Consider the following 20,406-nt stretch of genomic DNA (forward strand, 5'->3'; position numbering starts at 1 on the left):
CGTTTTCCGCAAGCTTTTACCGAGAGATTTCCATGGCGACCCATCGCACCAAGCTGCTCATCATCGGCTCAGGCCCCGCAGGCTATTCCGCTGCCATCTACGGCGCGCGCGCGATGATGGAGCCGATCGTGGTGCAGGGGCTCCAGCCCGGCGGCCAGCTGACCATCACCACCGATGTCGAGAACTATCCCGGTTTCCGCGATGTGGTCCAGGGCCCGTGGCTGATGGAGGAGATGAAGGCGCAGGCCGAGCATGTCGGCACGCGGATGATGTGGGACACGATCGTCGAGGTCGATCTCGCAAACGGCTCGCCGTTCCGCGCGGTGGGCGACAGCGGCGACGAATATATCGGCGATGCGCTGGTGATCGCGACGGGCGCGCAGGCCAAATGGCTGGGCGCGCCGGGCGAGCAGGAACTGGGCGGCAAGGGCGTCTCGGCCTGCGCCACCTGCGACGGCTTTTTCTACCGCGGCAAGAAGGTCGCGGTGATCGGCGGCGGCAACACCGCGGTCGAGGAGGCGCTCTACCTCACGAATCATTCCGACGACGTCACGCTGATCCACCGCCGCGATTCGCTGCGCGCCGAGAAGATCCTCCAGGAGCGATTGCTCAACCACCCCAAGATTTCGGTGCTGTGGAACAAGGCGGTCGACAGCTTTGCAGGCGATCCGCTCGCGGGCGGGCTGACCCACATCAATCTGCGCGACACCGTCGACGGCTCGGCAAGCGAGCTCAAGGTCGACGGCGCATTCGTCGCGATCGGCCATTCGCCCGCCACCGAGCTGTTCAAGGGCAAGCTGCCGATGGACGATGGCGGCTATCTGCTGGTCGAAGCCGGCACCCCCAAAACCGAAGTGCCCGGCGTCTTCGCCGCGGGCGACGTCACCGATCACGTCTACCGCCAGGCGGTCACCGCCGCAGGGATGGGCTGCATGGCCGCGCTCGATGCCGAGCGCTTCCTCGCCAATCTCGAGATCGACACCGACGGCCACGCGCATGCCGCCACCGATGCTCCTGAGCAAGAAGCCGCCGAGTAACGCCCAAGCATGATGCACTCTGCTCCTCCCCCTTGAGGGGGAGGCCGGGTGGGGGTGTACCGCGCCAATGGCCTGGACGCGCGCCTGCGGCGCGCTCCCCCACCCCCGGCCCCTCCCCGAGGGGAGGGGAGCAGAGGCTCTCCGAGCTAGAAGTGGATGTCGAAGGCCCAGATCGCGGCGTGGAAGACCAGCGCGATCAACACCAGGCTCGATAGCGCGAACAGCGCGAAGCGCACCGCCACCGCATTCACGGTCGCCTGCACCAGCGAGTGCATCACCCTGAGACTGACATAGGCCCAGGCCAGAACGGCGTTGAATCCGTCGCCCCAGCCCACCATCGCGAGCAGCAGGCAGACCGCGTAGAACACGGTCGGCTGCTCGTGGAGATGGTTGTAATTGTGCGCCTTCCACTGGACCTGCGCGGGCAGGCGCTCGTCGAGCACGCCGGTCTGGCGCGCGTCGTTGGGCGCGAGCCCCGCTTTGGTCATTGCCGGCAGGCGGGTGACGTACATCCACAACCACATGACCATGGTCCAGGCCAGCAGCACGACGACCGGCTGGAGGATGGCGGAATGGATCATGACAGTCTCCATCGGTTAGCTCCTCAGCTAGGCGCGAGACCCGGGTCGAACAGCAGCGTCGCCATCACCGCGCGCACCGCCAGCACCAGCAGCGCGAAGGTCGAGAGAATGAAGAACAGGAAGCGGATCTTCACCACATTGACCGTCGCCTGATAGACCGAGTGGACTATCCGCAGCGCGACGTAGATCCAGGCCAGCACCACATCCAGCGCGCCCGCGCCCATCACCGCCAGGATCAGCGCGGTGGCATAGAAGATGGTCGGCTGTTCCATCAGATGCGCGTAATTGTGCGCTTTCCAATTGACCTTGTCGGGGATCACGCCCTCGAGATTCTGACCGCGGCCGCCCGGCTTGGTGTCTGCCAGTCCGCCGCCGAGCTTCTTCATCGCAGGGAAGCGCGTGAAGCCCATCCAGAACAGCATGACGAGCGACCAGAGCACCAGCACGGCGGCCGGTGCGAGCATTTGAGCCTGCATTGAAAATTCTCCCTGTTGCCCGCGAAACTAGGGCGAGGATGGCAATTGTCAAACGCAAGCTGGCGCGGCGCAATCAGCCCGTCGGGCGCTGCAGGACTCCCGACTGGTAATAGGCGAACGGGCCGTCCTCCCACTCGCAATCGAGCGCTTCGAGCGCGCAGACGCGCAGCGCCGCATCGCGCAAGTCCAGGCGCGGCTCGACGTGGAACTTCGCCAGCCAGCCGCGCAGCGCCGCGGCGAGCGGGCGGGGCAATCCCTCCAGCGACCCGAAATCGACCAGATGCAGCGAGCCGCCGGGTGCGACCAGCGCGGCCGCATGGCGCAGCGCGCGGTCCCAATCGGGGATCATCGAGAGCGAATAGGACAGCACCACCCGGTCGAAGCGCGCCTGCCCCAGCGCCGTCGCCGCGTCGAAATCGCGCGCGTCGCCCTGCGCCAGCCGCGCCCGGGTCCCGAGCCGGCCCGAGGCCGAGATCAGCATCTCGTTCGAGATGTCGAGCCCGAACAGGTGCACGCCGGGCCAGGTCCTGGCAATCCGGTCGAGGTTGCGCCCCGTTCCGCAGGCGATCTCGAGCACGCTGTCGCCCGGCTCGCAGGCCAGCGCACCGATCAGCCGGTCGCGCCCGAACAGGTAATATTTGCGCGTCGCGTCGTAGATGTGCCGCTGGCCGCGATAGATCGAATCCATCAGCGCGGCATGCTCGCCGCTCGCAGCGCTCACCCGGCGAACTCGTACAGGTGAACCCCGCCATAGATCGACGAGCGATCGCGCCGCGTCAGATCGGCGGAAGTCTCCTCGCGGTAGCGCCAGCGCGACAGCACCGCCGGGTCCAGCCGCCCCGGCAGCAGGCTGGGCTCGGCGGCGGTGCGGAACAGCACCCGCGCGCCGGGACGGGCGGTGCGGGTGATCTGGTGCCACAGTGCGCCGAGCTGCGCATCGTCCATCCAGTCCTGCGCGTCGAGCAGCAGGTAGCGATCCTGGCTCGCCGCATCCTGTCGGCCGAGAAACGCGGTCAGGTTCTCGTGCCGCACCTCCAGCCGGTCGGCCCGTTCCTGCATCAGCTCCCAATTGGCGCGCTGCAGATAGGGCGGCAGCGGCGCGGTCTCGCTGCGGTCGTAGCCGCGCCCGAAGGCCTGCCAGGCGAAGTAATTGTCTGCCACCGCGAAATCGCAGGCCAGCTTCTCGAGCCGCTGCTTGAGCACTTCGGCCATCCTACGGTCGCCCGCGAGCACCTTGTATTGCGCCGGAGGAATGCCGAGCCCGAACAGCGAGGCGGGGTGGTCGGTCAGCCAGCGGATGAATCTCTTGTCGAAGATCGGGGCCAGCTCGTCCTCGAACACCCGCCGTTGATCCTCCAGCGTCGATGCTTCGAGCACCCGGCCCAGATCGACCCCGTAAATCCGGGCGGCCAGATGGGCGAGGCCTATGAAGCCGCCGAGCAGACCCTGACGATAGATGCCGCGGGTGAAATGGCCGATCCGGCGGCGACCGGTGAAATCGCGCGCTTCCCAGTAATGGCGGCTCTCGGGATCCAGGTGCGGCGCGATCAGCCGGTCGTAGATCGGGCGGTTTTCCTTGTGATCGGCCTGCACGAAGAAGCGGTGGAAGCGTTCGTAATTGGGCAGGTGGCGGATCGCGGCGATCTTGAGCCGGCCCAGCGCGACATGCGCGCGGTTGAGATCGACCGCGGTAATGCTTGCGGGATCGGCGGTGAGATAGGACAGCGCGTTGCAGCTGCCGCTGGCGATGCAGACCACGCGCATGCCGGGCGCGATGGCGAGGCCTGCCATATCGACCACCGGATCTTCCCAGATCTGCGGATAGACCAGACCCTTGAACGCCAGTGCGAAAGCCCGGTCGAGCAGCCTGCCGCCGGGCTTTGCCTGCTTGCGCACCACCGCATCGTCGATGATCCGTCCTGCCGCCGTCGCCATGTCGCGAAAATCCCGAGTTGATCCCGCGACCGCTCTATGGCGTTCTCATGTCCGGCTCGTGACGCTTTGCTTCCCTGTCGTCAGGGCGCGATCGTCGCGGCGAAGCTGGCGGCGTCGGTGTTGCCCCCGGTGAGCATCACCACGCTGCGCTCGTCGAGCTCCACCTTGCCCGCCAGCGCCGCCGCCAGCGCCGCCGCGCCGCCCGGCTCGACCACGAGCCGCAGCGTCGCAAAGGCGAAGCGCTGCGCCGCGCGGACTTCTTCGTCGGTGACGCTGATGCCCGGCTCGGCGCGGTCCTGCAGCACCGAAAGATTGATCGGCTTGGTCGCGTCGGGCTGGAGCGCATCGCAAATCGTCGCGGGTGGATTGGTACCCACGCGGACGATTTCTCGGCTGGCGAGCGCCTGCCCGACCATGTCCCACCCTTCGGGCTCGACCGGGACGATGGCGCTGCTCGGGCAGGCGAGCGCTAGCCCCGCCGCCAGTCCGCCGCCGCCGCAGCACACCAGGATCCGCGAGGGCTCGCCGCCCAGCTGCACCGCGATCTCGATGCCCGCGCTGCCCTGGCCCTCGATCACCCAGGCGTCGCCGAAGGCATGGACCAGCACCGCGCCGCGGCGCTCGACCTCGCGCGCGGCGACCTCGTCGCGGTCCTCGCCGGGGCGCTCGTAGAGCACGATCTCGGCGCCCAGCGCCTCGGTTGCTTCGAGCTTCACCTTTGGAGCGTTGCGCGGCATCACGATCGCTGCGGGTATCCCCAGCCGCCGCGCCGCCCAGGCGACTCCCTGCGCATGATTGCCGCTCGACACCGCGACCACGCCGCGCTTGCGCTGCTCGGTCGTCAGGTTGGACAAGCGCCACCAGCCGCCGCGAATCTTGAAGGCGCCGACCGGCTGCAGCGTCTCGGCCTTCGCATGGCAGCGCACGCCGCCGATCTCGACCGGCAGCAGCGGGGTGGGGGGCAGGATCGCGGCGATGCTCTCGGCAGCGGCGAGGACACCCTCGCGGGTGGGCATGCGGATGGTTTCTCGGATCATGTTGCGGGGCTAGCGCATTTCCCTATGTGAGCAAGCATCACAGGTCGGCCCCGCGAGCGCGCCGGTCGGGCAAGCAATGGAGTTATTATGTCGACAGTCCTGGTCATCGGCGCGGGCGGCGTCAGTTCGGTATGCGTGCACAAGATGGCGATGAACCCCGAGATTTTCTCGGACATCCATCTCGCCAGCCGCACCAAGTCGAAATGCGATTCCATCGCCGAGAGCGTCAAGCAGCGCACCGGGCAGGATGTCGCCACCTATGAGATCGACGCCGAGGAAGTGCCGGCGATGGTCAATCTGATCCGCAAGGTGCAGCCCAGTCTGGTCGTCAATCTGGCGCTGCCCTATCAGGACCTGCCGATCATGGACGCCTGTCTCGAGGCCGGCGTGCATTATCTCGACACCGCCAATTACGAGCCCAAGGACGAGGCCAAGTTCGAGTACAAATGGCAGTGGGCCTATCACGACCGCTTCAAGGAAGCGGGAATCATGGCGCTGCTCGGCTCGGGCTTCGATCCCGGCGTCACATCGGTCTTCACCATGTGGCTCAAGAAGCACAAGCTCAAGACCATCCGCCAGCTCGACATTCTCGACTGCAACGGCGGCGATCACGGCCAGCATTTCGCCACCAATTTCAACCCCGAGATCAACATCCGCGAGATCACCGCGCCCGCGCGCCACTGGGAAAACGGCGCGTTTGTCGAGACCCCTGCGCTGGCCAAGAAGGTCGAATTCGACTTCGAGGCCGTCGGCCCCAAGAACATGTACATGATGTACCACGAGGAGCTGGAAAGCCTCGCGCGCTTCGTCCCCGAATTGGAGCGCGCGCGCTTCTGGATGACCTTCGGCGATCAGTACATCACGCACCTCACCGTGCTGCAGAATGTCGGCATGACCAGCATCGAGCCGGTGAAATACCAGGGCCGCGACATCGTCCCGCTGCAATTCCTCGCCGCCGTGCTGCCCAAGCCCGAATCGCTCGGCGAGACCACCAAGGGCAAGACCAATATCGGCGTGATCGCCACCGGCGAGGCGCTCGACGGTTCGGGTGAGAAGACCTTCTACATCAACAATATCTGCGACCACGAGGACGCCTATGCCGAAACGGGCAACCAGGCGGTTTCCTATACCACCGGCGTGCCCGCGATGATCGGCAGCGCGATGGTGCTGCAGGGCGCGTGGAAGGGTGACGGGGTGTTCAACATCGAGGAATTCGATCCCGATCCCTTCATGGAAATGCTCAACGCCCACGGCCTGCCGTGGAAGGTCGCCGAGCTCGACGCGCCGGTGGCATTCTGATGCGCGGCTTTGCGATTCTCGGCGCCGCTCTGCTGGCGAGCGCCTGCGTCCCCGCCGAAGCGCCCGAGGCGGCAGAGCAGCCGTTCCAGACGACGATGTCCGACACCGACCGCGCGACTTGCGCCGCGGATGGCGGCACGGTCGAGCGCCGCGGGCGGCTTGGTGCCGAACTGTGCGTCGTCCCCTTTGCTGATGCGGGCAAGTCCTGCACCGATTCCTCGCAATGCGAAGGCCAGTGCATCGCCGAGGAAACCGGGCCGCAGCCATCTGCGCAGAACCCCAAGGGCATGTGCCAGGCCGACGACCGGCTGTTCGGCTGCTACAGCACGATCGAGAACGGCAAAATCGCCAGCACGATCTGCGTCGACTGACCCAAGTGCGCGGCACCGCCTCATTCGTCATTGCGAGCGAAGCGAAGCAATCCACGGCCCGGCATAGCTTCCATGCGCACCGTCGCAAACTGGATTGCCGCGGCGCCCCGAACAGGTTCGGGGCGCCGCGCAATGACGAGCAGGCTAAATTGAGGACGGACTAAAAATGGAAACCAAAGCCGGCGATCCGGGTGCCTTTGCGCAGTTCGACCTCTCGCGCGTCGACAGCCCCGCCTTCGTGGTCGATGCCGCGAAGCTGCGCGCCAATTGCCAGCTGCTCGCGGATATCCGCGACGCCGCCGACATCAAGGTGCTCTCGGCGCTCAAGGCGTTCTCGATGTGGTCGGTCGCGCCGCTGATCGGCGAATATCTCGACGGGGTCTGCGCCTCGGGCCTGTGGGAGGCCCGGCTCGCGGGCGAGTTCTACGATGGCGAGATCGCCACCTACTGCGCCGCCTACAAGCCCGAGGATCTCGAGGAGATCTGCCGACTGTCCGATCACCTGATCTTCAATTCGCCCGCGCAGATGCGCCGCGCCGCGCTGATCATGGACCAGGCGCGGGCGACCGGGGGCGATTTCGATGTCGGCCTCAGGATCAACGCGCAGGTCCCCACCGGCGAGGTGCCGCGCTACGATCCCTCCAGCCCCGGCTCGCGATTGGGCTTCCCGCTCGACCAGCTCACCGAGGAGCATATGGAAGGCGTCGAGGGGATCCATTTCCACAATCTGTGCGAACAGGATTTCGCGCCGCTGGCGCAGACCTGGGACCGGGTCTTCGATGCGATCGAGCCTTATTTCGGCCAGCTCAAATGGATCAATATGGGCGGCGGCCACCACATCACCCGCGCCGATTACCAGCGCGAGGAGCTGGTGGAGTTCCTGCGCGACGCCAAGGAGGACACCGGCGCCGAAATCTATCTCGAGCCGGGCGAGGCGGTGGCGCTCGATGCCGGGATTCTGGTCGGCACAATCCTCGACACCGGGGTCAACGAGGTGCCCTTCGCGATCACCGATATTTCCGCCACCTGCCACATGCCCGATGTGATCGAGGCGCCCTATCGCCCGGCGATGCTGGGGGAGGGCACGAGTCCCCGCGAAGGCGGGGACCTCGGGCAGTTCGGTGCTTCGCCGCCCGAGGCCCCTGCCTTCGCGGGGGAGCAGGGGCTCATAAGGCTCGGCGGTCCCTCGTGCCTCGCGGGCGACGTGATCGGCGACTACCGCCTCCCGGTCCCCGCCGAACCCGGCCAGCGAATTGCCTTCCTCGACCAGGCGCATTATTCGATGGTCAAGACCAACACCTTCAACGGCGTCCCGCTGCCCTCGATCTGGCTGTGGGACAGCGACAGCGATGCGCTCGAACTGGTGAAAAGCTTCGGCTACGAGGATTTCCGCAACCGGCTTTCCTGACGCGCGGCCACGCGGAGAAACCGGGTCCGGGGGCGGGAATCTCCTTGCTTTTGCAGCGCCAGGCCCTAAATGCGCACTCCCGCTGCCGGAGCCCCTTCAACAAGGGCGGGACTGACGACCGCTAGGCAGCCCTTGTCACGAACAATCGTTTTGGGGGTCCCTTGAATTGCACACCTATCCTGACGCCCGGTCCGTAGTACGCGCTCTCGCGCCCGACGAACCCGTCATTCTCAACCGTCCGCACGCTGCCACGCGTGCGGCGCGCTTCTTCGTCGAGAAGTTTCCCGGCAAGTCGCTCTATGCGGTGAAGGCCAATCCTTCGCCCGAGCTGCTGCGCGTGCTGTGGAACGCCGGGGTGACGCATTACGACGTCGCCTCGATCGCCGAGGTCCGGCTGGTGCGCGGCATCCTGCCCGAGGCGGTGCTGTGCTTCATGCACCCGATCAAGGCGCCCAGCGCCATCCGCGAGGCCTACCGGGTCCACGGCGTCAGGACCTTCAGCCTCGACAGCGTCGAGGAACTCGAGAAGATCGTCGCCGCCTGCACCGATGATGCGGGCGAGCCCGCCACCGACCTGCGGCTGTGCGTCCGGCTCCGCGTGTCCTCCGAATTTTCCGAGCTCAGCCTTGCCAGCAAGTTCGGCTGCGACCTCACCGAGGGGCCGCTGCTGCTCCAGCAGGCGCGCCAGCATGCGGACTGGCTCGGCGTGTGTTTCCACGTCGGCAGCCAGGCGATGAGCCCGTTCGCTTATGTCCAGGCGCTCGACCGCACCCGCGCGGCGATCGCCGAGGCATCGGTGGTGATCGACATGATCGATGTCGGCGGAGGCTTCCCCAGCGTCTATCCCGGCTTGGAGCCGCCGCCGCTCGAAGATTATTTCAACATCATCCACCAGCATTTCTACGCGCTGCCGATCGCCTACAACGCCGAGCTGTGGTGCGAGCCCGGCCGCGCGCTGTGCGCGGAATATTCGTCGCTGGTGGTCAAGGTCGAGAAGCGCCGCGGCGAGGAGCTCTACATCAACGACGGCTCCTATGGCGCGCTGTTCGATGCCGCGCATGTCGACTGGAAGTTTCCGGTCCGCGCGCTTGAGGACGACCTCATCAAGCCGGACATGGAATTCGCGTTTTACGGGCCGACCTGCGACGATGCCGACTACATGCCCGGCCCCTTCGCACTGCCCGAGGATATCCAGGCGGGCGACTATATCGAGATCGGGATGCTGGGCGCCTATGGCGCGGCGATGAAGACCGATTTCAACGGCTTCGGCCCGACCCAGAGCCTGATCGTGGAGGACCAGCCGATGGCCAGCCTCTATGACGGCAGCCGTGCGCGCAAGGTCAGCGACAATGTGGTGAGCCTGCGCTGAATTCTGAGTGAGGCGGGGACCGGCCCCGCCTCGCTTCGATCATTCGTAGTCGGTTATTCGTCGATCTCGACCTCGGTACGCCGGCGCTCGACCTCGAAAGCCTCGACGGTCTCCTCGCGCGTGCGGCGCAGGTGGATCTCCTCGACCAGCACCTGTTCCACCACCACGCGCGCACGCTCCTCGACCACCGGGATCACGGTCAGATCGCCGTCCTCGCGCACCGGCGGTATTTCGCTCACCACCTGACCGATGGGCACGCGTTCGACAGTCACGCGTTCGTGCGCCAGCGGCTGGGTGAGCGTCTCGGTCTCGGTCACCGGGTGCGTCCGGACGGTCACGGTGCGACCCTGTTCGACGGTCTTGTCGAGTCGGACCCGCTCCTCGACGACCGGGATGGTGGCTTCTTCCACCACGGGTCCGCGAGCAGGGTCGGTCTTGTCGGTTCTTGTCATCTCTGGGGCTCCATCCTGAACGGAAACGGGCCGGGAGCGGCGTATCCGCTACCGGCCCGTTTCCTTGCCTATCGCGCGGTATTACGTGCGGCGGCGGGCGTCGTTGTCGGTATCGACATCGACCTTGGTCTTGCGGACGGTTTCGTCGATATGCTCGACCTTGTCGCCGGCGGTCTTCTTGACCACGACTTCGTCGGTAACGACGGCGTCCTTGGCGACCACGGCCTCCTCGTTGCGCTCGGTCATGGTGACCGACTTGCCATCGAGCATCGCGTTGGCATCCTTGGTGGATACGCGGCGATCGTCGACCGGACGCTTCTCGACCGAGACGTTTTCCTTGCGCAGGTGGACGTCTTCGCTGACCTTGTCGGTTACGACGTCGGTATGGACGTTGATGACCCGGCCGCGGTCGGCCATGCGCTTGCCCACGGCTACCCGCTCCTCGACCACCGGTACGACTTCCTCGTCGACCACATGGCCCTCGGCGACGCCGCGCTGGGCATGGGCGACCGCTTCTTCGCCATAGACGACGCAATTGTCGTGAATGTCGAGCGGCTCGACCGGCGTGACCCGGCCGTCCTCGAGCCGGACCGCCATCACCCGCTCGTTGTCGCGATCGACCAGCAGGTCGTCGATGATGCCGAACTGATGGCCTTCGGGGCTGACCAGCGGCATGCCGCGGATGTCCTGCGAGCTATGCTCGAGCTTCCAGTCGCCGAGAGCATCCAGCTTTTCGTATCGTTTGTCGTGGCGCATAATAATTCTCCTTAATGGAATGTGCAAATCGTCGAGGTGCTACGGCAGGGAACTGCCGAGGGTATCAGCTACCGACCATCTCGATCGACTCTGCGAAAATGTAGTTTTGCGATTGCCCGAGGATCGACGGGTCGGCGTTTGCCGGAAGCGTATCCGTAGCGGAGCGGACTTCACCCTCGATGTTGAGAATCGAACCGGGGTTGATGTCGTATTCGCCTTCGGTCGCGTCGCCCGGGGTGGGCACCTGATCGAAGAACACCGGAACCTGCTGTCCGTTCATCTCTATGTAGAACGCCATGTCGCCGGCAAGCGAGGTTACTTCCACCCCGTCCATATCGACGCTTTCACCGACAACAAGCATGCCGGTCGCTGCCGGTACGGTGTCGGTAACTACGGCCTGGTCTGTGTATTCGACGACATCGTCGCCGTCATCGTCCAGAATCCACCAGGCAATTAGAGCCAGTGCAAGTAACGCCAGAAGGATCCAAAGCCACTTGGATCCCGATTTTTTCTCGATTGGAATTTCGGCCATAATGTCTCCCTTCTTGACTGTGTGTATGGTCAATGAAACGGAGCGCGGGCGATGCTGTTCCGAGAGAGAGAGATAATCTCGAAATAAACCGAACCGATGAAGGCCAGTGTTAGTTAAATTAACAATTGTTATTCATTGGAAGCAGCAGGCGGTTCAATGATGCTGGTACCGCGGGACGCGAAATTCCCGCGTTTTCCGCTCAGTCTGGGCGATCGCCGAACCCCACGAACCGCGCCGCTTCCTCCAGCGGCTTGCGGGTGCTCACCACCGCGTTGGCCGGGAACTCCTCGTCGGGCCATCCCATCGCCACCGCCTTCAGGATCACCTGATCGTCGGGGATGCCCGCGTGTTCGCGCACCACCGGGCTTTGCATGATGCCTTGCGAGTTGATCACGCAGCCCAGGCCGCGCGACCATGCGGCGTTGACGAGGCAGGTGGTCAGCGCGCCGCAATCGAAGGCGGTGTCGTCGCTTTCGGAAAGCTCGCGGTCGTAGGCCACGATCACGCAGACGGGAGCATCGAACTGGCGGAAGCCGCGCAGCACCCAGTCCTGGCGCGCATCCTTGTCGTCGCGTTCGATGCCCATCGCGCCGAACAGCTGTTTGGCCACGCCGATCTGGCGATCACGGTGGACCCCGGCGAAGGGCTGTCCGCGGCGGAACTCGCGGCTGTCGGGCTCGCCCGCGAGAATGCGCTCGGTGTTGCCCTTGCGGATACGGTCGAGCGGCTCGCCGGTGATGACGTGCAAATGCCACGGCTGCGTGTTCATCGAGGAGGGCGAGCGCGTGGCGAGCGCGAGAACTTCCTCGATCAGTTCGCGCGGAACCGGCTTGTCGAGGTAGCCGCGCGTCGAGCGGCGACCGCGGACGATTTCGGCATAGGTCTGTTCGGGCGTCCCGCTCATGCTATCTCCTGCGTTGTGCAGGCGTGGTAGCGCAGCGGCGGCTTTGCGCAAATCCCTTGCGGGTCAGGCAGCGCGGGCTAGGCGGCCTCGGCGAGGTCCATGTCCAGCCGCGACCAGATCTCGACCAGCGCATCGCCCAGATCGTGCATCATCTCGACCGTATGCGCCGGGCCGGGGGTGAAGCGCAGTCGCTCGGTCCCGCGCGGCACGGTGGGGAAGTTGATCGGCTGCACATAGACGCCGTATTCGGCGAGCAGGATGTCGCTGATCTTCTTGGCGCGCACCGGATCGCCGACCATCAGCGGGACGATATGCGTGGTCGAGGGCAGCACGGGCAGCCCGCGTTCGCCAAGGATGGCCTTGAGCATCGCGGCATTGGCCTGCTGCGCGTCGCGCTCCTCGCTCGAGCCCTTGAGATGCTTGACCGCCGCCAGCACGCCCGCGACCAGCACCGGGCTGAGCGAGGTGGTGAAGATGAAGCCGGGTGCATAGGAGCGGATGCAGTCGATGATCCGGTTGTCGGCCGCGATATAGCCGCCCATCACGCCGAAGGCCTTGCCCAGCGTCCCCTCGACGATGTCGATGCGGTGGACGGCCTCGTCGCGCTCGGTGATGCCGCCGCCGCGCGCGCCGTACATGCCGACAGCGTGAACCTCGTCGATATAGGTCAGCGCGTTGTACTTGTCGGCGAGATCGCAGATCGCGTGGACCGGGGCCACGTCGCCATCCATCGAATAGACGCTCTCGAAGGCGATCAGCTTGGGAGTCGCCTCGTCCTCGGCGGCGAGCAGCTCCTCGAGATGCGCCAGATCATTGTGACGGAACACCCGCTTCTCGCAGCCCGAATTGCGGATGCCGGCGATCATGCTGGCGTGGTTCAATTCGTCGGAAAAGATCACGCAGCCCGGCAGCAGCTTGGCCAGCGTCGACAGCGTCGCGTCGTTGGAGACATAGCCGCTGGTGAACAGCAGCGCGCCTTCCTTGTCGTGCAGATCGGCGAGCTCGCGCTCGAGCTCGATGTGGAAATGGGTGTTGCCGCCGATGTTGCGGGTGCCGCCCGAACCGGCGCCGACATCGTGCAGCGCGGATTCCATCGCCTCGATCACCTTGGGGTGCTGGCCCATGGCGAGATAGTCGTTGGAGCACCACACGGTGATCGGCTTGGGGCCGTTGTGACCGTGAAAGCAGCGCGCGTTGGGGTAGGCCCCCTTGTTGCGCATGATGTCGATGAACACGCGGTAGCGGCCCTCGGAATGGAGCCGGTCGATCGCCTGGTCGAATACCTGTCCGTAGTTCACGCGTCACCGCTTGGTCGCGCCGCCCGCGGCGGCCATCTGGAGCGCCGATTTAGGGAGAAAGCAGACGATTTGCCACAGCGATCTTTGCGAATGACTCGCAAGGGGTCAGAAGCGTTCGAGCCGGGTCATCTTCTGCGCCGCGAAGGCCGGCGCCAGTTTCCTGAAATCCTCCAACTCGCCGGTGGTGACCGCGAAATCGGAGCGGCTGCGCTCGAAGCTCTGGCCCTGCGTCAGCGCGACGATCCGCCGAGCGATGCCTTCCGCACCGTCGAGCAGGGTGACGTCCTCGCCGAAGGCGGCGCGCAATTCCTCCTCGAGCAGCGGGAAATGGGTGCAGGCAAGCACCACCGTGTCGATCGCCTCGCCGCCCTGCTGGAGCACCAGCCCCTTGGCCTCGCGCGCCACCGCATCGATCGATACGGCTTCGCCGCGCAGCTTGGCCTCGGCCAGCGCCACCAGCCCGTTGGCGCCGTGCCGCAGCAGCGTCTTGCCCTTGGCGAAGTCGTGTTCGAGCTCGTCGACATAGGCCTGGCGCATGGTCGCCTCGGTGCCGAGCAGGCCGAAGGTGCCGCTTTTGGTGAGCGCGGCGGCGGGCTTGATCGCGGGGACGGTGCCGACGATCGGGGTCTCGAGCACCTCGCGCACCATGCCCAATGCGATCGTGCTAGCGGTGTTGCAGGCGAGGCAGATCAGCCGCGGCTGGTAGCGCTCGGCCATCCGCCCGAGCAGGCCGGCGACCCGCGCGGCGACCTCGGCCTCGCTCTTGGCGCCATAGGGCAGCCCGGCCATGTCGGCGGCGTAGATTACCGGCGCCTGCGGCAACAGGCGGCGCAATTGCGCCAGCACCGTCAGCCCGCCGACGCCGGAATCGAACACCAGGATGGGGGTATGCGGCTCGGGTTTGTCCAATTGCGTTCGTCCTGAGCTTGTCGAAGGGGCGCTGCTTCCGGTAGACGCGCTAGGGCAAAGGGCGGGGCTTGGACAGGCTCGGTCCGCACCAATTGTGGGGATTCGCGCAGATATGGGTACCGAGTTCACGATCTCCACGCTGTGGGCCGCGCTGCTCGGCTATGGGCTGGGCTCGATCCCCTTCGGGCTGATCCTCGCCAAGCTCGCGGGCAAGGGCGACATCCGCCAGATCGGCAGCGGCAATATCGGCGCGACCAATGTGCTGCGCACCGGGAGCAAGGGGCTGGCGGCGGCGGTGCTGCTGCTCGACCTGGCCAAGGGCTTCCTGCCGGTGTTCCTCGCCTGGCGGCTGTTCGATCAGCCCGAGGCGATGCCGCAGGCCGCCTGGGGCCCCGTTCCGGCCGCGGCGCTGTCTGCGGTGGTGGGGCACTGCTTCCCGGTCTGGCTGGGCTTCAAGGGCGGCAAGGGCGTCGCCACCAACGCCGGGGTCAGCCTTGGTATCGCCTGGCCGATCGGGCTGGCCTACGCGCTGGTGTGGCTGGGAGTGCTGGCGGTCTCGCGGATCAGCTCGCTCGCTGGCATGTGCGCGGTGGTCGCCGCGGCGCTGGCGGCGGCGCTGCTGGGCTACCCCGCCTTCGTTCCGGTCCTGGCGCTGATCGCGCTGCTGGTGATCTGGCTCCACCGCGCCAATCTCAAGCGGCTGGCGGCGGGGACCGAGCCTCGGGTGGGCAGCAAGGGGTGAAACCCGCAATCCATCCGTCATCCCAGCGAAAGCTGGGATCGCCTTCCTCCCGGCGCTCGACCTGCGGGAGATCCCAGCTTTCGCTGGGATGACGAGGTGGCCGAGGCGCTCGATCAGGCCGAAGCCTTCGCCCGCATCCGCCTGCTGCGCTCGCCCAATATCGGCCCGGTCAGCTATGCCCAGCTGCTGATGCGCTTCGGCAGCGCGGCCCAGGCCCTGGCGGCGCTCCCCGAACTCGGCAGCCGCGGCGGACGCGCCTACCGCGCCGCCCCGTCCGAGACCATCGAGCGCGAGATCGATGCGGTCCGAAGCGCGGGCGCGAAATACCTGTTCCACGACCAGCCCGGCTATCCTGCGCTGCTGGGCCAGCTCGACAGCGCGCCGCCGATCCTGACCTGGCGCGGCGATCTGGCGCTGGCCTCTCAGCCCTGCGTCGCGATGGTCGGCGCGCGCAACGCCAGCGCCGCGGCGGTAAAGCTGGCGCGCGATTTCGCCGCCGCGCTGGCGGAGGCGGGGTTTACCGTGGTCTCGGGGCTGGCGCGCGGGATCGACGGCGCGGCGCACGAGGGTGCCCTCAACAGTTCAGCGGGCCCCCGGACCGTTGGCGTGATCGCCAGCGGGATCGATATCGCCTATCCGCCGCAGCACGCCGCGCTGCAGGAGCGGATCGCGAGCGAAGGCCTGCTGCTCGCCGAACAGCCGCCGGGCACCGAGCCGCGCGGCAGCCATTTCCCCAGCCGCAATCGCATCATCGCCGGTCTCGCGGCGGGCACGCTGGTGGTCGAGGCGGCGGTGCGCTCGGGCAGCCTGATCACCGCACGGCTGGCGGGAGAGGCGGGGCGCGAGGTGATGGCGATCCCCGGCAGCCCGCTCGACCCGCGCAGCCACGGCGGCAACCATCTGATCCGCGAAGGCGCGGTGCTGGTGCAATCGCCCGAGGAGGTGATCGAGCTGCTCTCCGGCTTCGACGGCATCCCGCGCTCGACCTTCCGCGAACCGATGGGCCAGTTCGATTCTGCACCGGAAGAGCTGGCGGAGGCAGAGCCCGCGGACATCGCCGCGCTGCTCACCACCGCGCCCGTCGCGGTCGACGAGCTGATCCGCCAGTCGGGGACCAGCGCCGCCGCGGTGCAGCTGGCGCTGCTTGAACTGGAGATCGCCGGACGGCTGGAGAGGCACGCGGCGGGGCGCGTCAGCCTCGCCTGATCCACGACCACACCACCCGCGAGCCCGGAACATCTGCGTCCGGCACCGATTGACCGAGTACAAAACAGCAAAGAGGGCCCCATTCCATGACATTCGCAAAATTCGCCATCCTCCCGTTCGCGCTCGCCTCGCTCGCCGCCTGCGGCTCGGACACGACCGACGAGACGCAGACGACCGAAGCCCAGCTCGACCGGATCGAGGATCAGGCCGAACAAAGCGCTATTGCCGCCGGCACCGCCGAGGCCGCGCTCGGTCTCACCGAAGCGCAATTGCTCGATGCCGAGCTGGTGACCGCCGACGGCACCGAGCTGGGCGATGTCGAACGGGTGAGCCGCGACGCCTCCGGCGCGGTGACCGAGCTGCTGATCGAGATCGAGGACAGCAACCCCGATCGCTATGTCGTCATCCCGATCGATGGGCTGACGGTCCGCGGCGCCGGGGACGATGCCGATCTGCAGACCGGCATGACCATGCAGGACCTCGCTGCGCTGCCCGACGTGGTGCTCGCCCCCTAATCCGGACATTTTTCCGGCAAGCGAACAGGCTCGATTGACCGGGTCGATCCACGGGGTCGGCCCGGTCGTCGCGTCTCCGCCCGGTTCGATTGCAGTTGCGATTGCGGGGCGAACATCCGATGCGCCAAGCATATCGCGCTTGACGCCTCTCCAAAACCGCCCCCATTTTCGCGCGTATACGCATACGCACACGTAAGGGACGTTCCAGACACTCATGCAACTCGTCATCGTCGAATCGCCCGCCAAGGCGAAAACCATCGAGAAATACCTCGGCAAGGACTTCAAGGTCCTGGCATCCTACGGCCATGTCCGCGACCTGCCGCCCAAGGATGGCAGCGTCCGCCCGGACGAGGATTTCGCGATGGACTGGGAGCTCTATCGCGACAAGCAGAGCCGCTTCAAGGAGATCAGCGACGCGGCCAAGAAGGCGACGCGGCTCGTGCTCGCGACCGACCCCGACCGCGAGGGCGAGGCGATTTCCTGGCATGTCCGCGAGCTGCTGGCCAAGCGCAAGGCGCTGCCCGCCAAGGTCGACCGGGTGACCTTCAACGCGATCACCAAGACCGCGGTCACCGAGGCGATGAAGGCCCCGCGCGAACTCGATCAGCCGCTCATCGACGCCTATCTGGCGCGCCGCGCACTCGATTATCTCTATGGTTTCACGCTCAGCCCGGTGCTGTGGCGGCGGCTGCCCGGCGCCAAGAGCGCGGGCCGGGTGCAGTCGGTCGCGCTGCGCCTGATCTGCGAACGCGAGCGCGAGATCGAGGTCTTCCGCGCGGACGAATACTGGAGCGTGCTGGCCAAGCTCCAGCACGACGGCACCGCGTTCGACGCGCGGCTGGTGAAGTTCGACGGCAAGAAGCTGGAAAAGCTGACGCTGGGCGACGAAGCGAGTGCCGCGGCGGCGAAGCAGGCGGTCGAGGACGGGCGCTTCACGGTGGAGGACGTCGAGACCAAGCCGCTCAAGCGCAACCCCGCGCCGCCCTTCACGACCTCGACGCTGCAGCAGGAGGCCTCGCGCAAGCTGGGCTATTCCGCCAGCCACACCATGCGGCTGGCGCAATCGCTCTACGAAGCAGGCGCGATCACCTACATGCGGACCGACGGCGTGCAGATGGACATGAGCGCCATCATGGCCGCGCGCGACGCCATCGTGGAGCGGTTCAGCGACGATTATCGCCCCGAAAAACCGCGCTTCTACAGCACCAAGGCCAAGAACGCGCAGGAAGCGCACGAAGCGATCCGCCCGACCGATTTCCGCAAGGATCGAGCGGGCAGCGGGGACGAAGCCAAGCTTTACGACCTGATCTTCAAGCGAGCCATGGCCAGCCAGATGGCGACCGCGCAGCTAGAACGCACCACCGTGACCTTGCGCGATGCGACCGGCCGGCACGAGCTGCGCGCCACCGGCCAGGTGGTCAAGTTTCCGGGCTATTTCGCGGTCTATCAGGAAGGCTTCGACGACAAGGCGGAGGACGAGGACGAGGGCTTGCTCCCGGTGCTGCGCAAGGGCGATGCGCCCGCCAAGACCGCGGTCGAGGCGAACCAGCATTTCACCCAGCCGCCGCCGCGCTTCTCCGAAGCCTCGCTGGTGAAGCGGCTCGAGGAACTGGGCATCGGCCGCCCGTCCACCTACGCCAGCACGATCCAGACGCTGCGCGACCGCGAATATGTCCGGATGGAGAAGAACCGCTTCTTCGCCGAGGAAAGCGGGCGCCTGCTGACGGCGTTCCTCGAACGCTTCTTCCCCAACTACGTGGCCTATGATTTCACCGCCGGAATGGAGGACGATCTCGACGAGGTGTCCGCCGGGAACGAGGCGTGGAAGACCTTGCTCGAAGCGTTCTGGAAGGACTTCAAGCCCAAGACCGAGGAGGTGATGGAGAAGAAGCCTTCGGAAGTCACCGAGGTGCTCGACGAATATCTCTCGGACTATCTCTTCCCCGAACGCGCCGACGGCAAGGAGCCGCGCTTCTGCCCGCTGTGCGACAAGGAAGGCCGCGAGGGCGGCCGGCTCGCGCTGCGCGGCGGGCGCTACGGCGCCTTCGTCGCCTGCGCCAATTACCCCGAGTGCAAGTTCACCCGCCGCTTCGCCCAGCCGGGCGCCGATGGCGAGGAGGCCGCCGAGGATGCGGTGATGGGCGAGGATCCCGCCACCGGCCTCCCGGTCGAGCGCAAGACCGGGCGCTTCGGCCCCTATATCCAGCTCGGCGAGGGCAAGGAGGCGAAACGCGCCAGCATCCCCAAGGACCTCGACGATTTCGATCTCGAATGGGCCTTGAAACTACTGGCGCTGCCGCGGATCGTCGGCACCCATCCCGAGAGCGGCAAGGAGATCGAGGCGGCGATCGGACGCTACGGCCCCTATCTGCGCCACGATGGCAAATACGCCAAGCTGACCAGCACGCGCGACGTCTTCGACACGGGCATGAACGCCGCGGTCTCGCTGCTGGCCGAGGCGGCCAACCGCAAGGGCGGCACCCGCGGCAAGGCCGAACCGATCAAGACGCTCGGCGTCCACCCGGTCAGCGGCGCCGAGATGAAGGTGATGCCGGGCCGCTACGGCCCCTATGTCACCGACGGCACCACCAATGCGACCATCCCCAAGGACGCCAAGCCCGAGGATCTGACCGACGCCGAAGCGATCGCGCTGATCGACGCGCGGGTCGCCAAGGGGCCGGTCAAGAAGAAGCGCAAGGCCCCGGCGAAGAAGGCAGCGCCGAAGAAGAAACCGGCCGCCAAGAAGGCTCCCGCCAAGAAAGTTGTTGCTAAGAAAGCACCGGCAAAGAAGGCGGCTGAGTAATGGCGAAGGAACATTTCGAACGCCACAAGCAACCCTGGCGCGCCGACGAGGCCGGCATGCTGCGCACGCTCGCCGCCAAGGGCAAGGGCCTGCGCGAAATCGCCAAATCGCTCGGCCGGAGCGAGGAATCGACCAGGGACTTCGCCAAGAAGAACGGGATCGAGATATTGAAGAAGCGTTAGGCGGCAGGGATCCTCCCCGTTTTCGCGCAGCGCAAACGGGGAGGTGGCAGCCGCCAAGGGCGGCTGACGGAGGGGCAAAATGCCACGCAGCAAGCAAGAGCGAAACGTCGCCCGAGCACGCTCCCTCCGGGCAAGCATGTCGCTCCCCGAAGTGCTCCTGTGGCGCCAACTGCGGCAAAACACCGAGGCCAAGTTCCGCCGCCAGCACCCGCTCGGCCCCTATGTGCTCGATTTCTACTGCGCAGCCGCAAAGCTCTGCGTGGAGATCGACGGTATCGCGCACAGCATGGGCAACCGCCCCGAACGCGACGCGGCGCGCGATGATTGGCTGGGCGGGCGGGGGATCGAGATCGTCCGGATACCGGCAACCGATGTGCTGAGATCGCCCATCGATACAGCCGAAGCGCTCATCCGCCGCTGCCGGCGCTGAGCCCCTCCGTCAGCCGCTAACGCGGCTGCCACCTCCCCATTTGCGCTTCGCGAAAACGGGGAGGATCACAGGGATCTGACAAGTCAGTTCCTCCCCGCTTTTCCGCAGGACAAGTGGGGAGGTGGCAGACGCCGAAGGCGGCTGACGGAGGGGCAGATGCGCGT

Annotated in this window: 22 protein-coding genes; 11 read left to right on the forward strand and 11 right to left on the reverse strand. The window is 66.3% G+C overall.

The features are described from left to right. The first annotated feature begins 32 nt into the window (after positions 1 to 32). Positions 33 to 1,037 (forward strand): thioredoxin-disulfide reductase, encoded by a 1,005-nt coding sequence (gene trxB / locus ACQ5J0_RS10405; RefSeq protein ID WP_462567413.1) that lies wholly within the window; start codon positions 33 to 35, stop codon positions 1,035 to 1,037. A gap of 146 nt (positions 1,038 to 1,183) precedes the next feature. Here the strand turns inward: trxB and ACQ5J0_RS10410 are convergent, their stop codons facing one another. The 5 genes from ACQ5J0_RS10410 to ACQ5J0_RS10430 form a co-directional block, all read right to left on the reverse strand. After that, the gene (locus ACQ5J0_RS10410; protein WP_462567414.1) at positions 1,184 to 1,618 is read right to left on the reverse strand and encodes an MAPEG family protein; all 435 of its coding nucleotides are present in this window, start codon (positions 1,616 to 1,618) and stop codon (positions 1,184 to 1,186) included. A gap of 23 nt (positions 1,619 to 1,641) precedes the next feature. Then, positions 1,642 to 2,094 carry an MAPEG family protein gene (locus tag ACQ5J0_RS10415; protein WP_462567415.1) on the reverse strand — a complete coding sequence of 151 codons (453 nt, stop codon included), beginning with the start codon at positions 2,092 to 2,094 and terminating at the stop codon, positions 1,642 to 1,644. Positions 2,095 to 2,167: 73 nt separating this feature from the next. Continuing rightward, a complete protein-coding gene (locus ACQ5J0_RS10420; RefSeq protein ID WP_462567416.1) occupies positions 2,168 to 2,815 on the reverse strand; it encodes a class I SAM-dependent methyltransferase in 648 nt (215 codons plus the stop codon). Further along, positions 2,812 to 4,029, reverse strand: coding sequence for a BtaA family protein (locus ACQ5J0_RS10425; protein ID WP_462567417.1), 1,218 nt, complete (start codon positions 4,027 to 4,029; stop codon positions 2,812 to 2,814). The genes ACQ5J0_RS10420 and ACQ5J0_RS10425 overlap by 4 nt, the downstream gene beginning before the upstream one ends. An 80-nt stretch (positions 4,030 to 4,109) precedes the next feature. Further along, positions 4,110 to 5,066, reverse strand: coding sequence for a threonine ammonia-lyase (locus ACQ5J0_RS10430; RefSeq protein ID WP_462567418.1), 957 nt, complete (start codon positions 5,064 to 5,066; stop codon positions 4,110 to 4,112). A gap of 87 nt (positions 5,067 to 5,153) precedes the next feature. On the opposite strand from ACQ5J0_RS10430, the gene ACQ5J0_RS10435 reads away from it, so the two are divergent. The 4 genes from ACQ5J0_RS10435 (at position 5,154) to ACQ5J0_RS10450 (ending at position 9,513) form a co-directional block, all read left to right on the forward strand. Continuing rightward, complete coding sequence (locus tag ACQ5J0_RS10435) at positions 5,154 to 6,365, forward strand: saccharopine dehydrogenase family protein (RefSeq protein WP_462567419.1); 1,212 nt, start codon at positions 5,154 to 5,156, stop codon at positions 6,363 to 6,365. After that, on the forward strand, positions 6,365 to 6,736 hold the full coding sequence (locus ACQ5J0_RS10440; protein ID WP_462567420.1) for a hypothetical protein: 372 nt from the start codon (positions 6,365 to 6,367) through the stop codon (positions 6,734 to 6,736). The genes ACQ5J0_RS10435 and ACQ5J0_RS10440 overlap by 1 nt, the downstream gene beginning before the upstream one ends. Positions 6,737 to 6,902: 166 nt before the next feature. After that, positions 6,903 to 8,144 carry a carboxynorspermidine decarboxylase gene (locus ACQ5J0_RS10445; RefSeq protein ID WP_462567421.1) on the forward strand — a complete coding sequence of 414 codons (1,242 nt, stop codon included), beginning with the start codon at positions 6,903 to 6,905 and terminating at the stop codon, positions 8,142 to 8,144. A 166-nt stretch (positions 8,145 to 8,310) separates the two neighbouring features. Continuing rightward, a complete protein-coding gene (locus ACQ5J0_RS10450) occupies positions 8,311 to 9,513 on the forward strand; it encodes a type III PLP-dependent enzyme (protein WP_462567422.1) in 1,203 nt (400 codons plus the stop codon). Positions 9,514 to 9,566: 53 nt separating this feature from the next. On the opposite strand, the gene ACQ5J0_RS10455 is transcribed toward ACQ5J0_RS10450, so the two are convergent. The 6 genes from ACQ5J0_RS10455 to murI form a co-directional block, all read right to left on the reverse strand. Next, a complete protein-coding gene (locus ACQ5J0_RS10455; RefSeq protein ID WP_462567423.1) occupies positions 9,567 to 9,965 on the reverse strand; it encodes a DUF2382 domain-containing protein in 399 nt (132 codons plus the stop codon). An 81-nt stretch (positions 9,966 to 10,046) separates the two neighbouring features. Continuing rightward, positions 10,047 to 10,721 (reverse strand): YsnF/AvaK domain-containing protein, encoded by a 675-nt coding sequence (locus ACQ5J0_RS10460; protein WP_462567424.1) that lies wholly within the window; start codon positions 10,719 to 10,721, stop codon positions 10,047 to 10,049. 64 nt (positions 10,722 to 10,785) lie between these two features. Further along, the gene (locus ACQ5J0_RS10465) at positions 10,786 to 11,253 is read right to left on the reverse strand and encodes a hypothetical protein (RefSeq protein WP_462567425.1); all 468 of its coding nucleotides are present in this window, start codon (positions 11,251 to 11,253) and stop codon (positions 10,786 to 10,788) included. A 199-nt stretch (positions 11,254 to 11,452) separates the two neighbouring features. Then, entirely contained in the window at positions 11,453 to 12,157 is a 705-nt protein-coding gene (locus ACQ5J0_RS10470; RefSeq protein WP_462567426.1) for a nitroreductase, read from the reverse strand. A gap of 77 nt (positions 12,158 to 12,234) precedes the next feature. Next, positions 12,235 to 13,455, reverse strand: a complete 1,221-nt coding sequence (gene hemA / locus ACQ5J0_RS10475; protein ID WP_462567427.1) for a 5-aminolevulinate synthase — start codon at positions 13,453 to 13,455, stop codon at positions 12,235 to 12,237. Positions 13,456 to 13,560: 105 nt separating this feature from the next. After that, positions 13,561 to 14,364 (reverse strand): glutamate racemase, encoded by an 804-nt coding sequence (murI, locus tag ACQ5J0_RS10480; RefSeq protein WP_462567428.1) that lies wholly within the window; start codon positions 14,362 to 14,364, stop codon positions 13,561 to 13,563. A 112-nt stretch (positions 14,365 to 14,476) separates the two neighbouring features. On the opposite strand from murI, the gene plsY reads away from it, so the two are divergent. The 6 genes from plsY (at position 14,477) to ACQ5J0_RS10510 (ending at position 20,242) form a co-directional block, all read left to right on the forward strand. Continuing rightward, positions 14,477 to 15,106: a glycerol-3-phosphate 1-O-acyltransferase PlsY gene (gene plsY, locus ACQ5J0_RS10485; RefSeq protein WP_462567429.1), complete on the forward strand. Its 630-nt coding sequence runs from the start codon at positions 14,477 to 14,479 to the stop codon at positions 15,104 to 15,106. Between the two features lie 96 nt (positions 15,107 to 15,202). Next, complete coding sequence (dprA, locus tag ACQ5J0_RS10490; RefSeq protein ID WP_462567430.1) at positions 15,203 to 16,312, forward strand: DNA-processing protein DprA; 1,110 nt, start codon at positions 15,203 to 15,205, stop codon at positions 16,310 to 16,312. Between the two features lie 86 nt (positions 16,313 to 16,398). Beyond that, entirely contained in the window at positions 16,399 to 16,827 is a 429-nt protein-coding gene (locus ACQ5J0_RS10495; protein ID WP_462567431.1) for a PRC-barrel domain containing protein, read from the forward strand. 214 nt (positions 16,828 to 17,041) lie between these two features. Further along, positions 17,042 to 19,630 carry a type I DNA topoisomerase gene (gene topA, locus ACQ5J0_RS10500; protein ID WP_462567432.1) on the forward strand — a complete coding sequence of 863 codons (2,589 nt, stop codon included), beginning with the start codon at positions 17,042 to 17,044 and terminating at the stop codon, positions 19,628 to 19,630. Beyond that, entirely contained in the window at positions 19,630 to 19,812 is a 183-nt protein-coding gene (locus ACQ5J0_RS10505; RefSeq protein ID WP_462567433.1) for a hypothetical protein, read from the forward strand. The genes topA and ACQ5J0_RS10505 overlap by 1 nt, the downstream gene beginning before the upstream one ends. 136 nt (positions 19,813 to 19,948) lie before the next feature. After that, positions 19,949 to 20,242, forward strand: a complete 294-nt coding sequence (locus ACQ5J0_RS10510; RefSeq protein ID WP_462567434.1) for an endonuclease domain-containing protein — start codon at positions 19,949 to 19,951, stop codon at positions 20,240 to 20,242. The last annotated feature ends 164 nt before the right edge of the window (positions 20,243 to 20,406 follow it).

This window comes from Qipengyuania sp. SM2512, assembly GCF_054954005.1.